Consider the following 15597-nt stretch of genomic DNA (forward strand, 5'->3'; position numbering starts at 1 on the left):
GTACTACCATTCCGGTTCATAAGTTTTTCATAGTTGCAACAGGTTGCAACTTCAAGGATATTGAGGTGCAACCTATAAGAATTCACAGCAAACGGAGACAGACATGGCAACCACCACCACAATGGGTGTAAAGCTGGACGAAGATACCAGGGAGCGGCTAAAACTCGCCGCACAAAAGATAGACCGGACGCCTCATTGGTTGATTCGCCAGGCGGTGTTTAATTTGCTGGAGGCAATTGAATCCGGTAACAGCCCTTGGGCTTCTGAGCAGCTTGCTGGCGGCCATGAACCCGACGCCTTCCCCGTCAAAGAAGAGAACGTGCAGCCCTTTCTGGATTTCGCTGAGCAGGTCCTGCCACAGTCGGTGATCCGTTCAACCATTACTGCGGCATGGCGTCGCCCGGAAACTGATGCCGTTCCGATGATCCTTGAGCAGGCACGCCTGACCCCGGCTCTGTCAGAGAAGACTCAGCAGCTGGCTTTGCAACTGGCCGAAAAGTTACGTCAGCAAAAAGTCAGCAGTGGTCGTGCCGGGATGGTGCAGAGCCTGTTACAGGAGTTTTCTCTGTCATCACAGGAAGGTGTGGCACTGATGTGTCTGGCAGAAGCGCTGTTGCGTATTCCGGATAAACCCACGCGTGATGCCTTAATCCGCGATAAGATCAGCCACGGTAACTGGCAGTCTCACCTCGGCCGCAGTTCCTCTCTGTTTGTTAATGCCGCGACCTGGGGATTACTGGTGACCGGCAAACTGGTTGCTACCCATAATGAAGCCAACCTGTCACGTTCCCTTAACCGAATTATCGGTAAAAGTGGTGAGCCGGTGGTGCGTAAAGGGGTAGATATGGCCATGCGTCTGATGGGGGAGCAGTTTGTCACCGGCGAGACTATCGCTGAAGCCCTGGCTAACGCCCGGAAACTGGAGGATAAAGGTTTCCGCTACTCCTACGATATGCTGGGTGAAGCCGCCCTGACGCACAAAGACGCCGAAGCTTACCTGCTCTCCTACCAGCAAGCGATTCATGCCATCGGTAAAGCATCCAACGGCCGGGGCATTTATGAAGGACCGGGAATCTCGATCAAACTGTCAGCTCTGCACCCTCGCTATCAACGGGCACAGTATGACAGGGTCATGGCGGAACTTTATCCGGTGCTGAAATCCCTGACCTTGCTGGCCCGTGAATATGACATCGGTATCAATATAGATGCGGAGGAGGCTGACAGGCTGGAACTGTCACTCGATCTGCTGGAAAAACTCTGTTTTGAACCGGAACTCGAAGGCTGGAACGGTATAGGCTTTGTGATCCAGGCCTACCAGAAACGGTGTCCGTTCGTGATAGATTCTCTGATTGATCTGGCACAGCGTAGTCACCGCCGTTTGATGATTCGTCTGGTCAAAGGTGCGTACTGGGACAGCGAAATTAAACGTGCCCAGACAGAGGGGCTGGAAGGCTATCCGGTCTATACGCGTAAAATCTATACCGATGTCTCTTATCTGGCCTGTGCCCGTAAATTGCTGTCAGTACCCAACCTGATTTATCCGCAATTTGCTACCCACAATGCACAGAGTCTGGCAGCGATTTATCAGTTGGCAGGCAACAACTACTATCCTGGCCAGTACGAATTTCAGTGTCTCCATGGTATGGGGGAGCCGTTGTATGAACAGGTTGTGGGGCCGCTGTCTGAAGGAAAACTTAACCGTCCATGCCGCATCTATGCCCCGGTGGGTACTCATGAAACACTGCTGGCTTACCTGGTCAGACGTCTGCTGGAAAATGGTGCCAACACTTCGTTTGTTAACCGGATAGCCGATAAGACCTTATCTCTCGATGACCTGATTACTGACCCTGTGCTGGCGACCGAACAACTGGCCCGGGAGGAAGGGGTCACCGGTTTGCCACATCCGAAAATCCCGTTGCCGCGTGAGTTGTATCACAGCGATCGCCAAAACTCTTCCGGACTTGATCTGGCCAATGAACATCGTTTGGCCTCTTTATCCAGCGCCCTGTTGAACAGTGCCACCAGTCCCTGGCTGGCTGAACCACTGATTGATGCTGAACCACTGGCGGAGCAGCAGCGGCCGGACGCTCTGCCGGTATTCAATCCGTCAGCAATCCGGGACATTGTCGGTTACGTCCGGGAATCTACCGAACAGGAAGTCACCGCCGCCCTGAAAGCCAGCAACGCCGCCTGTACTATCTGGTTTGCTACCCCTCCGGGGGAACGGGCAACTATCCTCGAAAACGCGGCCATGATGATGGAAGATCAGATACAGACACTGATTGGTATCCTGGTCCGTGAAGCCGGAAAAACGTTTCAGAACGCTATCGCAGAAGTGCGGGAAGCCGTAGATTTCCTGCGTTATTATGCCGCTGCAGTCGCCGCTGATTTTGATAATGAGACTCACCGCCCGCTGGGTCCGGTGGTCTGTATCAGTCCCTGGAACTTCCCGTTGGCTATATTCACGGGTCAGATAGCTGCAGCGCTTGCCGCCGGTAACGCCGTACTGGCCAAACCTGCTGAACAGACACCACTGATTGCCATGCGGGCAGTACAAATCATGCATGAGGCCGGGGTTCCGAAGGGCGTACTACAGTTACTGCCTGGTAAGGGAGAAACGACGGGGGCACAGCTGGTCGCCGATTCTTCCATTCGCGGAGTCATCTTCACCGGCTCGACGGCAGTAGCCTCTTTGTTACAACGTAACCTGTCTGGCCGGCTGGATCCCCGTGGACAACCTGTGCCATTAGTTGCTGAGACTGGTGGTGTTAACGCCATGATAGTCGACTCCTCTGCACTGACTGAGCAGGTCGTGGCTGATGTGATAGTTTCTGCTTTTGACAGCGCGGGTCAGCGTTGTTCTGCCCTGCGGTTATTGTGCCTGCAGGAAGATATTGCCGACCATACGCTGGAAATGTTGCGGGGAGCAATGGCCGAATATCGTACAGGTAACCCGGAACTTCTGACGACCGATATTGGGCCGGTTATTGATGAAGAGGCTCAACAGATGATTGAGCAACATATTGCCTCAATGGCAGAACAAGGCTTTAAAGTGAGCCGGATTACTCATAAAGATAGCGATAAACTGACAGCGCTGAATAACGGACGCTTTGTAGTCCCGGCACTGATTGAGATAAATCGTCCGACAGATTTACAGCGAGAGGTGTTCGGTCCGGTGCTGCATGTGGTACGTTATGCCCGCAATCAGCTATCTTCTCTGATTGATGAGATTAATGCCACCGGCTATGGCCTGACATTCGGGGTTCATACCCGTATTGATGAGACCATTAATCACGTCACCCGTGATATTTGCGCCGGAAATCTCTATGTGAACCGGAATATCGTCGGCGCGGTGGTCGGAGTGCAACCCTTCGGTGGCGAGGGACTGTCTGGAACAGGACCAAAAGCCGGAGGGCCTCTCTATCTTTACCGGTTACTCTCCTCTCGTCCGGATAACGGCCCTAAACAGACATTATCACGACTGGCTTCACCGCTGGACGGTCAGGTTGTCTCTGCTGCGTTTTCAGCCCTCAGTGACTTTGCTTCAGCACAGGATAATCAGTTGCTGACGGCACAATGCCGACAGTTCGCTGAAAATAATCAGAGTCACACCCTGCGACTGCTTAACGGTCCCACCGGGGAACGTAACAGTTACACACTACTGCCACGGGAAAGGATATGGTGCGTAGCAGATAATCAGCAGGATGCCTTTTGCCAGCTTGCGGCCGTTACCTGCACCGGTTGTCGCGTATTATGGAATGATAATGAGCTGACCCGCAGCTGGCTGGAACAGCTTCCTGCAGAGGTTCGACAGCAGATTGATTTGAGTGATACTCCAGCCAGTCAGCCCTATGACGCGGTAATTTTTCACGGCGATGCTGATCAGTTAATTCTGTTATGCAAAGAGGTTGCCGGACGCAATGGCCCGATTGTTTCGGTACAGGGATTTTCCCGGGGAGAATCAGCTATCCTCACCGAAAGGTTACTCCTTGAACGTGCGGTCAGTATCAACACTGCCGCTGCCGGAGGTAATGCCAGTCTGATGACTATCGGCTAACCGCTCTGTCCCGTGGTGCTTCCTGCGCCACGGGACCTCCTGAATTTATTCCTCTTAGGCCCTTTTCCTGGCACACTCACCTGCCCCATTCCCTTGTTTTCTCTGCCTGCTGATGCCCATTGACCAGTCTTGAGGCTAAACGCTGTTTACCGCGTGATTATTTGAAATCATAGTAGTCAGCACTTTCTCCGTTTGTAGTTCCGTCCGTTTAGACAGATATAAACTACGTCGGTGCAAATCTTTTCTCTGTGTTATTTAATGCCAAGGATAAAGTACTGATGAACTTAACTACCGCTGCTTTATTAATCATTGCTGTTATTTTGGTCGCGACCGCCATCTATAGTTTATATTCATACCTGAAAGAAAGAAGATACAAAAAGTTTCCAACGTTTCGGCGTTAATACTGGAAAATTAAACTTTAAAAATAAATGAAAACATAATGATTACAGATGTAATAAACTGTCACTCAGCACTTAACGAAGATATACCAGAATGCGCACAATGATAATCACGCCATAATTTGGGTGTTACCTGGTATCTTTCACGAAATAATTTACCAAACCGTGAATGACTGACAAAACCACATTTCCAGGAAATCATTTCGATACGCATCTCCGGATGCGTTTCAAGTAATTCACGGGCAGCATTTAAACGGCACTCACGTATCACGGCCATCACCGACGTATTTTGTTCCTGAAATGCCCGATCCAGGCTGGCTCTGGAGCATTTCATCATCACCGACAGTAAATCCGGATTAAGATCATGTAACAAATAGTTCTGTTGAATCAATGAGCTGGCACTGTTAAATAACCATGCACGTTTCCCGGTGGCCTGCAGTCCTTTTTCCTGAGCGATATCAGATAACAGCAGCAATCCCATATTCATTAAACCGTCAACTACGGTTTCGGTTTCCCGCTGTGATAAAGAGTGAGAGTGACTATCCAGTAACTGCATATGGGATTTTATAAACCCCGACAGTGGATGTTTATCAACCACCACCACAGGGGTATTAATTTTACCAATGAATAATGGGGAGCTAAGCGTGTTCGAGGGAATAACATACAACTGCTTTACCCCTTTCGCATGATAGTGATAAAAATCCGCACGCTGATGAATAAACAAACTTCCCGGGCGAACACGTGCCGCTACCGAACGGTCTCGACCACTGACTAATTGCTCTCCTTCCATCAACATGGAAATAAATACCGAAGTTTCGGCGACGGCATGTGGATCAAATATAGTCTGATTGTCAGAGCCCATTGCACTGCAGTAATCTCCACCGGTTGCGGAAATCGTTTTATGTTTGGCAATAATATCTTCTGGTCGTCGGTTATTAACTACACGAATACCATAACAGCTTAGATTTTCTTCAATATCATGAAAGCGCTTTTCCGGATCAATATCCGAGGCTTCCAGGATATGCTGGGTATATAATGATGATGGCCGGGTCATAATAATTTTCGAATCTGCCCGCAGGCGGAGATGAGACTATACAACAACCTTACAAAATTTCCCGGCCAAACACCATTAATGAATCATAAATTTTTCTTGTGAAAATATGTCACCGGAATGGCTAACCAAAAACAGAATACGGTGCCTTTTCAGGTGATCAGACTCTGATTACCTTCCAGTTTCACTGGCTACTGTCGTCGCCTCTTCAGGAGGCAGAATATCGCGTATATTCACCAGGGCATTACGCACTGCCGCACCTCCGGCGTAAAACAACAACTGTAATATACTCTCGATGATCTCTACCCTGCTGGCTCCGGCATTCAATGCTGCCAGCGTGTGTGCCCGTAACTGAGGAACCGGATGGCCCAGGGTAACGCACGACGCAATCACCACCAGTTCCCGAATTTTAGGATCTAATCCCGGCCGGCTCAAAATACCGCCCATCGCCCATTCGATGGAAATATCGGTAAAGTCCGGACAAAGGCCGGCCATATCCTGTTGCAGGGCCTCTCCGGCCCCGTTACCGTACAAACTTTCAAACAGTTGCGTACCTCGCTGGCGTAATTCGGGATGACTTAGCATGTTCTGATTCCTTGATAGTGGGATTAACGTTATTAAAATTGATTAACCCCACTTGATAAACATCGATATACTTTTATCTTTCACAAGTATTACCTGGCAATCATGAACAAACTTGAAAGTATGGCGATTTTTACCCGGGTTGCAGAAAAAGGCAGTTTTGCCGCGGTCGCAGAAGAAGTGGGAATCAGTGGCACCATGGTCGGCCTGCATATTAAAGCCCTGGAAAAAATGCTCGGTGTCAGACTACTGCACCGTACAACCCGACGGCAAAGCCTGACTGAATTTGGCCTCAGTTACTATCAGCGCTGTTGTGAAATTCTGGCCCGCGTGGATGAAGCAGAATCACTGGCCGGGGAGCTGCAATCTTCACCCCGCGGCCGGCTGCGGGTAGCGTCGCCGGTTACTTTTGGTGTTCATGCCCTATCCCCGTTATGCGCTGAATTTCTGACCCTCTACCCACAGGTTAATCTGGAGCTGGTACTGAGTGATGTAATACCCGATATGGCCGAACAGGCCATAGATATCGCGATTCGTATTGGTGAAACAGACAATATTAACGCATTCGTCGCTCGCTCACTGGCCCCCTACCGTTCCGTGATTTGTGCTACCACGGATTATCTGAGCCGTTACGGGATGCCACAGCGGCCGGAAGACTTGAGCAACCATCGCTGCCTGGGATTCGCACATCCACAGGCCAGTAAGCACTGGACTCTTCAATCGGGAGGACATCCTTTGCGCATCCCTGTCAGTCTGTGCATGTCGGTAAATAATGGTGAAGCATTGCGTGCAGCAGCACTTAAAGGGCTGGGAATTATTATGCAGCCGGAAATTCTGCTGGCAGAAGACATTGTGCAACATCGGCTGATTCCGTTGCTGAATGATTTTCTTCCGCCAGCCAAGCCGGTACAGGTGGTTAGCTTTGCTGACCGGCAGCCGTTGCCGGGACATCGTCGTTTTATCGAACTATTGATGTCCCGGTTTGGCAAACAGTTATCGGCACTCCGTAACTGATTCGTTCGGTGTGTCTCCCGGGAAATAGCAGGCATATTTTGCCAGGGCTATGCGGTAATTTATCCGGCTTTTTTCCGGTAACAGTTGATCCCATAATTCGAAAGAATGATAGTCCGGCAATTTCTCCCGGGTGTAGCCTTGCTCCGTTAACGCCTGATCCAGTCGCCGTAAGCGCATGACATATTCCCTGATAGTCGCCAGACACAGGCATCCATCAGCCAGCAGTGCCTGCTTAAATGCCTGAATATCAAACAATGTCGGTTGACGACCATTACTGACGGTAGAACAAAACCGGCACACTGGTTCCAGCCGGGTCAAAAAGGCCTGCCACTCCTGTGCAGTGACCGGGCGATCCATATACATAATATCTTTATGAGTAATCAGTTTACCGGACAGTAACAGCCGCACGCGGCTGAGTTCATTGCCACAACTACTACAGTGATGCAGGGCATACTTATAATCGCGAATGTAGCGACTTAAACGCTGATAGTGAGTTTTCATGATTTTTTACGCGCTCCGGCGCTGAGTTTTTTTCCGTTAATCATCTTTCAGACGAGCGCGCAGCCGCTTAATTGCCTGACTGTGTAACTGGCTGACTCTTGATTCACCGACATTCAGAACAGCCCCTATCTCTTTAAGATTGAGTTCGTCCTGGTAGTAAAAGCTGAGGACTTGTTTTTCGCGTTCAGGCAGCCCCTCAATCGCTTCCAGCACCTGATTTCGCAGACTATGGTCGAGTAGCTGATGTAACGGATTGCTTTCTTCACGATGTTCCATCATCAATTCCATACCGTCGCCGTTGTCTTCACATAACGTTTCCAACGAAAATAACTGACTGGTATTGGTTTCCATCAGAATCTGCCGGTATTCCGCCAGACTTATTCGCAGGAAGGAGGCAATCTCCTGCTCACTTGCCGGCTTACCCGTTGTCTGTTCCAGTTGAGCGATCGCTGCAGCTACTTCACGGGCTTCGCGCCGGACGCGCCGGGGAACCCAGTCACGGCTGCGTAATTCGTCCAGCATTGCCCCTCTGATTCTTTGTACAGCGTAGGTCGTAAATGCCGTCCCCTGGGTTGCATCGTAACGGTCTATCGCATTCAGCAGACCTATTCCTCCGGCCTGAATCAGGTCATCGAGGTCAACGCTGGCGGGTAGTCGCACCTGCAGCCTTAAGGCTTCATGCCTTACCAGCTGTACATATTGCTGCCAGATATCCTGTTTATCAGTGACACCTTCGGCGGTATATAAGCTCTCCACAATTCCATCCTGATTTGCCAGGGCCGTGGAGAAATTATCAACCGTCAGGGATAAGAACTATCGAAGGAAAAAAGAGTTAAAATTAAACGTGTTATGCGACTGAAAAATGCGCCGGTCAGGTGATGAGATGACCAGCGCAGAAACTACTGGCGGGAAGAAAAGTGCGCCCTGATACTCCGCAGAGAACGAATCGCCGCCTGACGGTCGGCCACCGGCAATGTCGACAGTGCAAAACCATACTTATCTTCAAATTGCATGGCGGCGGTCAGGCAGATAGCCCGGAATGTCAGTTGGCTGCAGATAGTGGACTGGCGTGTGCTCCAGCCTTCGTCCCCCAGATAAGCTCCGGAGTTTTCGATATCAGCAAAATAGGAAAACGGCGGGTGCATTCCCGCCCGGATGATACGCCAGCTATGTTCCACATGTTCCAGAGCATTATAGAACATCTCATCCATCAGCCCCGCCTGTTGCAGACAGCGGCGGCTGTAGTAGGAAAAGGCGCCAACACAACTGGGATAAAGAGGCAGACGAAATGAAGCATAGTCCACTTGCAATCTTGGCCGTGGCTGCCCTTGTGCATCAACGTTATACGGACCGTGTAATGCGAAATTAAAATGCTGTATTCCGGTCTCTGCAGAGGCTGAAATATAGCGTTCAAATACCTGTGGATCTTTCAGATAAATATCATCTTCAATCAGAAAAATGTGGTCGACATCCTGTGCCAGCAAATATCTGAGTGCGGTATTTTTACTGCATCCGACGCCCTGATTTTGCGGATTTTCCACCAGCATCGCCTGTAACGAACGATATTCAGCGTCCGGCCGACCGTCATTAACAATAATCAACGCATCAATCTGGTCTTTGGGTAAAGTATTCCAGAGCCGGAGGAACCCTGGCTTGCGGTTAAAGGTTACAATACCGACGCCGATGCGTCCCGATGGTCTGTTCATGACTTACTCCTGTAACTTTGCAAAGGCTGGTTTATTCAAGCCAGGCTTGCTGCCATTCTGCCAGTGATTGGGGAGTCAGCAGCCAGTCACGGCGTACTGCCTGTTGTAATGTCTCTCCTCTGATGGCCAGTGCCTGCGGTGAGCTCAGGTGTTCCCGGATGGCCTTCATCCAGTGCCTGAAGTGATTTTTGACCCGGGTCACCGGGAGTGAGCCGCGGTAAGGCTCAATATCACTACAGATCACCGGTATACCACAGGCTCCCAGTTCCAGCAGGCGCAGGTTGCTTTTACATTCATTGAACAGATTAATTTCCAGCGGCACCAGAGCCAGATCCAGACTCAGGCTCGCCAGTTTCTGCGGATACCAGTCGAACGGCACACCACTATGAAACTCACCCGTGAACTGTGCCGGTTTCATGCCCATAAATACCCACTCCACCTCATCAGCTAATGCCTCAATCAGTGGCTGAAGGATAGCCAGATCGCCGGTATGACTGTTGCCTCCAGCCCAACCCAGCCTCGGCTTCCTTCCCTGATTCCGGGCACTGGTTAATGCGCCCCATTGCAACGGGTTAAGTCGGTTTTGTGCGACCCTGATATCACTGTGCAATCCGGCATAGGCCGAGGCCAGCGCAGCTGTGGATACCACCAGATGATCGGCACTCTCCATGGTCCGCCTCAGTTGGCCGGCAATGTCTTTCGGTAATTTATGGCGGTTTTGATTGTGTCGCGGCAGGCGGAGGAAGTAATCGTCATACTCCATAATAATTTTGGTACCGGATAACTGTCGGTATTGACGGAGAGTTTCTTCAATCTGCGGATCAAACGGCATCTGTAATAACAAAATATCCGGCTGTATTGCCGCGACTTCCATAGCCGCAGGCAAACCATGGATCAACCCGCCTTCGAGTTGCAATTGTTGTTCCATTAGCTGGTAGGGTTGTATCACACGGTAATGACCACAACCGGTAAAATTAACATGGCCTGCCATCATTACCGGCAACGGCCTGCCTGGTAACGGGAACTGCACTCTGGCTGTCCGGTGTGACAGACAGAAAGGCTGACCCGTGCGGGTAAAGTGACGGTGGTAACGAATATCCTGACATAAGGCCCCCTGCCAGCGTTCACGCAATGCGTCATTGCCCTGCTGTTCTGCCACAGATTCGGCCGGATAACAGGCAGCAGAAAGTCGTGTGGCACCGCCCATATGTTGCAGTGTCGCTTGTGGCGTCCAGACGACCAGATAACCTTGTTGGCGGACCCTGAGACAAAAATCGATATCGGCGGCTCCCCCGGCGAAATGCTGTGCATCGAAACCGCCGACGGTGTCAAATACATTGCGCCGGACCAACAGGCAGGATGCGCTCAGCGCCGATACCTGCTGGGCTGTCTGCAGGTAATGAGAATATCCGCTCACAGTGGACGGTGAATCACGGAAGGCTTCAGCGACTCCGCTGCCAAATCCGGTAATAAACCCCGCATGCTGGATACGTTGGTCGGCGAACAACTGCCTTGCCCCTGTCACCGCGACTTCCGGGCGATGAGCGATTTCCAGCAGATTATTTAACCAGCCACAATCACTGAAGCTGCAGTCATTATTGAGAAACAACAGATAATCACCTGTCGCCCTGGCAGCAGCAAAATTATTGATAGCCGCAAAATTGAAGCCATCCGTCCAGTGCAGTATTTTCAGATTCCGTAGTTTCAGCGCCTGTAACTGATTCAGATAATCACAGGCGTCTGCCTGACAGGAACCGTTGTCGACAATCAGTAGTTCATAATCCGGCCAGCGAGTCTGTTCGGTTAAGCTGTCAAGACAACGACGTAGCAATGGCTGGTTATCACGGGTGACAATCACAATGGAAACACGAGCTGTGAGTGGCAAAGGGTAATGTAGCTGGTCGGGGCGACCTGCTGTTCCCGGTTCTATCCACCCCTCACTGCCACAACGTTGCAGATGTTGAAGGGTAATTTCCCGGCGTTGTGCCGTGACTGATTCCACCCCCTGGCGATCAGGGACCAGCAACACGGCTTCCGGCAGATGCCCGACTGCGCCCGGTCCGCTGTGTTCAATCACCCGCCAGATAAGCTCACTGAATATGAGTTCATTACTATAGGCGTCCTCCACCAGATACTGTTTGATACATGCAGCGGTGACCAGTAACTCCTCTCCCGGATAATGCTGACTGCGTAGCAGGTCGATATTGCAGTCTGGTTTCAGGAGTAACTGCGCATCTTCGAGGCTGTCTCCCTGTAAAATATCGCTATAACAGACCTGAATGCCGGGCTGCTGTAACTGATGTTCCGCAAATAATAACAGGCTGTCATTCAGGCAACGGGTGCCGGCTTCAATGACCAGCCAGCTGGTCGCTTTATAGCGGATAGTTGTCTGAAGCAGTGCCTGCCCGTCAACCGGCAGAGTCAATTGCTTCTCATTTTCCTGAAGCAACGACGAGTAATGCATGGTGCTAATCAGTATGCAATGTTCAGCCGCCAGCGATTGCTGACGAACTGACAGCAGGCTGTTTTCACACTGCGTCCGATCATTACTGCGGTCGAGTATTATCACTCCGATACGGGCAACCTCTCCTTGCCCGGCAATAATGGCAGAAAGCACAGCCCGCCGTGTCTCACTGATCTCCCGCTGTTTCAGCCATTGTAGTAATGGCCGGGAGTCATCGGCCTGCTGTGCCAGAATATTCCTTACCATCATCCATTCTTTCGCATCTGCATCATTCAGCGTCAGTCTGCCGGCTGCCGGCAGAGAATCAAGCAGCGGTGGTAACAGCGCAGACAAAGACCAGTTCTGCAACGCGCTGGATTTAAAGCCGGTTGCCCATTGCTGTGCCTTTGCGTACCCGTTGATTAATGCATCGCAGTATTGCTGAATATCAGGCTGATTCCCTCCCGTGGCGATGAAAAAATTATCGCTGTCCATCGTCAGTGACTGTTCTGTCAGATAACCATGCCAGCCGCCCTGCCCGGCAATACACACCGGAATACCCAGACAAAGTGCCCGCGCCACCCACTGGTGTTCTCCCACCACCAGTTGATACTGACTAAGTTGTTGATTGGTCAGTGCTGAGGTTTGTTGCGCTAACAACATCACATCCAGACGAACTCCCCGTAAACGGCACATCGTTGTCAGCTCACTCAGTGCCGGACTCAGGCTCTGAGTGACCCACAGGATGTGTTTTAGCGTCCCCCCCGCCGGGCTGCCTGGGTCACTGTGGTCATCGTCAAACGCCAGGGGTAGCAGTCGCATGGCTGGACCCGATGCACCACGTAAGCGCTGTGCAGCATAGCTGCGCGGCGAGTCCGTCATAACGCGCCAGGCGAGTCGGTTTGCCAGGGCACTAATCTCTTCACCCATACCCGGCACAGAAGCTGAGAAATGCTGAAACAGGCAGCACCCATGCAACTCACCCCGATGCATAAGTTCAATCAGCCTGGCAGAAAGGTAACCGTTACACACCCAGATGAGTTGATAGTGGCGGTAAAGGTCGTTGGAGGATTGCCCGGGTGAAGGTGAGTCATTATCGATAAACAGACGAAGTGGCCCTGCCAGCGATAATTGCGTCAGTTGCTGCCGGTATTCCCCGTCTGTCAGTCGCGCGGTAATATCCACCGACCAACCCTGATGAAGAAACCATCTGGCCAGACGCAACAGTAAAGACTCAGCCGCCGTGAACTGCCTAAGTCTGTCCAGCGAAAAAAGTATTCTCTTCATTCCTATCCCCTGTCCGTGCGACACAACAAAACCCCGCAGAGCGGGGTTAGGTTTTAACCAATGTTTCTGATTAGCCTTGCAGCAATGACAGGACGGTCTGTGGAACCTGGTTAGCTTTCGACAATACAGAGGTACCCGCTTGTTGCAGGATTTGCGCACGTGACATGCTGGATACTTCGGTCGCATAATCCGCATCCTGGATACGAGACTGAGAAGCAGACAGGTTATTCACAGTAGCATTCAGGTTGTTGATGGTTGATTCAAAACGGTTCTGAATCGCACCCAGTCCGCTACGGGCTGTATCTACATCAGAGATACGGGCATCGATATCGGCCAGAGCAGTCTCGCCGGTCACACTGTAATCACTGCCCAGGGTCTGAGATTTAAAGCCGTTATCTGACAAAGAGATAGAGATAACGTTCGCATCGGCACTATCGTTAGAACCTACCTGGATATTGATACTGGTACTGGTGCTGTCAAACAGCTGAATGTTGTTAAACGTTGTTGCACTCCCGATACGTTTAATTTCAGCCAGACGTGCATCGACCTCAGCCTGAATAGAGTCGATATCTGCAGCACTGTTAGTCCCGTTTTTCGCCTGCACTGTCAGTTCACGGATACGCTGTAAGTTGGTGTTCATTTCATTCAGCGCACCTTCCGCGGTTTGTGACAGTGAAATACCGTCATTCGCATTACGCGAGGCCTGAGTCAGACCACGGATATTAGATGACATACGGTTAGCAATAGCTTCACCAGCTGCATCATCTTTTGCACTGTTAATACGCAGACCCGAAGACAGGCGCTCGATAGCGGTACCCAGAGAAGACTGTGCTTTGTTCAGGTTAGTCTGAGTGGTTAATGACATGATGTTGGTATTGATAACAGCCATGATTTTTATCCTTCAATAAATGAATGTTCATTGAATAAGCAAAAAGGCATTCCCTTTGCGTTCATGACTGATATCGGTGATCAACAGGTTAACTTTAGCCAGCGACCTGAAAAAAACCAATAAAGCGGATTTTGTTTACAGGCTGATACCGGCTCTGTGCGATGTGTACGGCTTAAACCTTTATGTTTTCGGGCCGATATTACCAATACACACTCAGTAACAACAGGATATGGTGATGACCGCAATCAGTAATCTGGATATCAGCAGTAATCTTAATCTGACTGATTTGTACAATAATTTACAGGCAGCAGAACAGGCTAAACTGACCCCTATTACCAATGAAGCTACTGCCTGTAAAAACAAAATCTCTGCCTTCGGGCAACTGAAGAGCAGCCTGCAAAATCTGCAGTCCGCGATTGATGCGCTGACGAAAACCACCACCTTTAATGCCACGGCAGTGACCAGCAATAATCAGTCATTTTCTGCATCCACCGACAGCAGTGCAATTCCCGGCCAGTATCAGGTGAAAGTGACACAACTGGCCACTGCGCAGTCGTTACTGTCCGGAAAAATCAGCAGCAGTGACACCGCTCTGGGAAGTTCAGACAGTGGCAGCCGGACACTGACCCTGCAGACGGGCCAGGGCAGCCCGGTGACCATCACTCTGACAGATAAACAAACGTCACTGGATGGCATCGTTGATGCCATTAACCAGAGCGGCGCAGGAATTAACGCCACCAGTATCCGCGCCGCTGACGGTGAGTACTATCTTAGCCTGACCGCCAAAGATACCGGCGAAGGGAATAATATCTCAGTGACCGTCAGTGGGGATGACCAGTTGCAAAGCGTCATAGGATACACCTCCACCGACAGCAGTTCAGCCATGCATCAGACCATCGCCGGTCAGAATGCCAAACTGACGGTAAATGGAATTGCTATCGACAGTAAAAGTAATACCGTCACCAATGCACCTTCCGGAGTCACCCTAAATCTGAAATCGGTTTCGCAAAGCGAAGAGACTCTGGAGATTGGTAACAACACTGATGATACCGTGAAAGCGGTTAAAGACTGGGTCACTGCCTATAATAAGCTGCAATCCACTATCGCCAGCCTGACCAGTTTCTCAGGAACGGCCACGGCGGTTACCGACACGACCTCTAACGGCCCGTTAATCGGCGATGGTACCGTGCGTAATATCCAGGTCCGGTTACAATCGATGTTGACCCAACCTCAGCAAGGCGCCTACTCCATTCTGGCACAACTGGGGATCAGCATGGACCCGGGCGTGCAGGCCGATGGTTCCACCGGCATTCTGACGATAGATGAAAATAAGTTGAACGACGCCCTGAAAAGTAATCCACAGGCAGTGATCGGTTTCTTCACCGGTGATGGTAAAACCAGCGGCTTTGCCACCGGTATGAACAATACCCTGAATGATATGTTAAGTGACAGCGTCGGAAATAAAGGGATGCTGGCAAATGCGATTGATTCACTGAACAACAACTATGACGATCTCAGCAAACGCTACGACAATATGCAGTCGGCTATAGACAGTACTATGGCCCGCTATAAGACGCAGTTTACGCAGTTAAATAAACTGATGTCGCAAATGGATCAGACCAAACAATATCTGGCATCGCAGTTTGATAACTCGTCGGATAAATAGGGA

General features: G+C 50.7%; 11 protein-coding genes. 4 read left to right on the forward strand and 7 right to left on the reverse strand.

Features of this window, described 5'->3' with window-relative positions; all coding sequences use genetic code 11:
• Window positions 1–103 precede the first annotated feature (103 nt).
• Together putA and HA49_RS21425 are read left to right on the forward strand one after the other, a co-directional pair.
• Window positions 104–4057 carry a trifunctional transcriptional regulator/proline dehydrogenase/L-glutamate gamma-semialdehyde dehydrogenase gene (putA, locus tag HA49_RS05400; protein WP_038021016.1) on the forward strand — a complete coding sequence of 1318 codons (3954 nt, stop codon included), beginning with the start codon at window positions 104–106 and terminating at the stop codon, window positions 4055–4057.
• Window positions 4058–4335: 278 nt separating this feature from the next.
• A complete protein-coding gene (locus tag HA49_RS21425; RefSeq protein WP_156994561.1) occupies window positions 4336–4458 on the forward strand; it encodes a small membrane protein in 123 nt (40 codons plus the stop codon).
• A gap of 61 nt (window positions 4459–4519) precedes the next feature.
• Here HA49_RS21425 and HA49_RS05405 read toward each other — a convergent pair whose 3' ends face one another.
• Together HA49_RS05405 and HA49_RS05410 are read right to left on the reverse strand one after the other, a co-directional pair.
• Entirely contained in the window at window positions 4520–5509 is a 990-nt protein-coding gene (locus HA49_RS05405) for a helix-turn-helix transcriptional regulator (protein WP_046791678.1), read from the reverse strand.
• Window positions 5510–5677: 168 nt separating this feature from the next.
• A complete protein-coding gene (locus tag HA49_RS05410) occupies window positions 5678–6091 on the reverse strand; it encodes a carboxymuconolactone decarboxylase family protein (RefSeq protein ID WP_038021018.1) in 414 nt (137 codons plus the stop codon).
• Between the two features lie 102 nt (window positions 6092–6193).
• Here HA49_RS05410 and HA49_RS05415 point away from each other — a divergent pair, with 102 nt between their 5' ends.
• A complete protein-coding gene (locus tag HA49_RS05415; protein ID WP_038021019.1) occupies window positions 6194–7102 on the forward strand; it encodes a LysR family transcriptional regulator in 909 nt (302 codons plus the stop codon).
• Here the strand turns inward: HA49_RS05415 and HA49_RS05420 are convergent.
• From HA49_RS05420 to HA49_RS05440, 5 genes are all read right to left on the reverse strand, one after another.
• Complete coding sequence (locus tag HA49_RS05420) at window positions 7082–7603, reverse strand: flagella biosynthesis regulatory protein FliZ (RefSeq protein WP_046791679.1); 522 nt, start codon at window positions 7601–7603, stop codon at window positions 7082–7084. The genes HA49_RS05415 and HA49_RS05420 overlap by 21 nt on opposite strands.
• Window positions 7604–7639: 36 nt before the next feature.
• A complete protein-coding gene (locus tag HA49_RS05425) occupies window positions 7640–8359 on the reverse strand; it encodes an RNA polymerase sigma factor FliA (RefSeq protein ID WP_038021020.1) in 720 nt (239 codons plus the stop codon).
• A gap of 143 nt (window positions 8360–8502) precedes the next feature.
• Entirely contained in the window at window positions 8503–9309 is an 807-nt protein-coding gene (locus tag HA49_RS05430; protein WP_038021022.1) for a glycosyltransferase family 2 protein, read from the reverse strand.
• Window positions 9310–9340: 31 nt separating this feature from the next.
• On the reverse strand, window positions 9341–13039 hold the full coding sequence (locus HA49_RS05435) for a glycosyltransferase family 2 protein (RefSeq protein ID WP_038021023.1): 3699 nt from the start codon (window positions 13037–13039) through the stop codon (window positions 9341–9343).
• Window positions 13040–13109: 70 nt separating this feature from the next.
• Window positions 13110–13928 carry a flagellin N-terminal helical domain-containing protein gene (locus HA49_RS05440; RefSeq protein ID WP_038021024.1) on the reverse strand — a complete coding sequence of 273 codons (819 nt, stop codon included), beginning with the start codon at window positions 13926–13928 and terminating at the stop codon, window positions 13110–13112.
• 235 nt (window positions 13929–14163) lie between these two features.
• Between HA49_RS05440 and fliD the strand changes: the two genes are divergently transcribed.
• Window positions 14164–15594: a flagellar filament capping protein FliD gene (fliD, locus tag HA49_RS05445; protein WP_038021025.1), complete on the forward strand. Its 1431-nt coding sequence runs from the start codon at window positions 14164–14166 to the stop codon at window positions 15592–15594.
• Window positions 15595–15597 lie beyond the last annotated feature (3 nt).

It is taken from the genome of Tatumella morbirosei (genome assembly GCF_000757425.2).
Lineage (GTDB): Bacteria > Pseudomonadota > Gammaproteobacteria > Enterobacterales > Enterobacteriaceae > Tatumella > Tatumella morbirosei.

Excerpts from the sequence above, each read along its gene's own strand:
- putA (WP_038021016.1), top strand. The coding sequence starts at position 104 with ATGGCAACCACCACCACAATGGGTGTAAAGCTGGACGAAGATACCAGG.
- HA49_RS21425 (WP_156994561.1), top strand. The coding sequence starts at position 4,336 with ATGAACTTAACTACCGCTGCTTTATTAATCATTGCTGTTATTTTGGTC.
- HA49_RS05405 (WP_046791678.1), bottom strand. The coding sequence starts at position 5,509 with ATGACCCGGCCATCATCATTATATACCCAGCATATCCTGGAAGCCTCG.
- HA49_RS05410 (WP_038021018.1), bottom strand. The coding sequence starts at position 6,091 with ATGCTAAGTCATCCCGAATTACGCCAGCGAGGTACGCAACTGTTTGAA.
- HA49_RS05415 (WP_038021019.1), top strand. The coding sequence starts at position 6,194 with ATGAACAAACTTGAAAGTATGGCGATTTTTACCCGGGTTGCAGAAAAA.
- HA49_RS05420 (WP_046791679.1), bottom strand. The coding sequence starts at position 7,603 with ATGAAAACTCACTATCAGCGTTTAAGTCGCTACATTCGCGATTATAAG.
- HA49_RS05430 (WP_038021022.1), bottom strand. The coding sequence starts at position 9,309 with ATGAACAGACCATCGGGACGCATCGGCGTCGGTATTGTAACCTTTAAC.
- HA49_RS05435 (WP_038021023.1), bottom strand. The coding sequence starts at position 13,039 with ATGAAGAGAATACTTTTTTCGCTGGACAGACTTAGGCAGTTCACGGCG.
- HA49_RS05440 (WP_038021024.1), bottom strand. The coding sequence starts at position 13,928 with ATGGCTGTTATCAATACCAACATCATGTCATTAACCACTCAGACTAAC.
- fliD (WP_038021025.1), top strand. The coding sequence starts at position 14,164 with ATGACCGCAATCAGTAATCTGGATATCAGCAGTAATCTTAATCTGACT.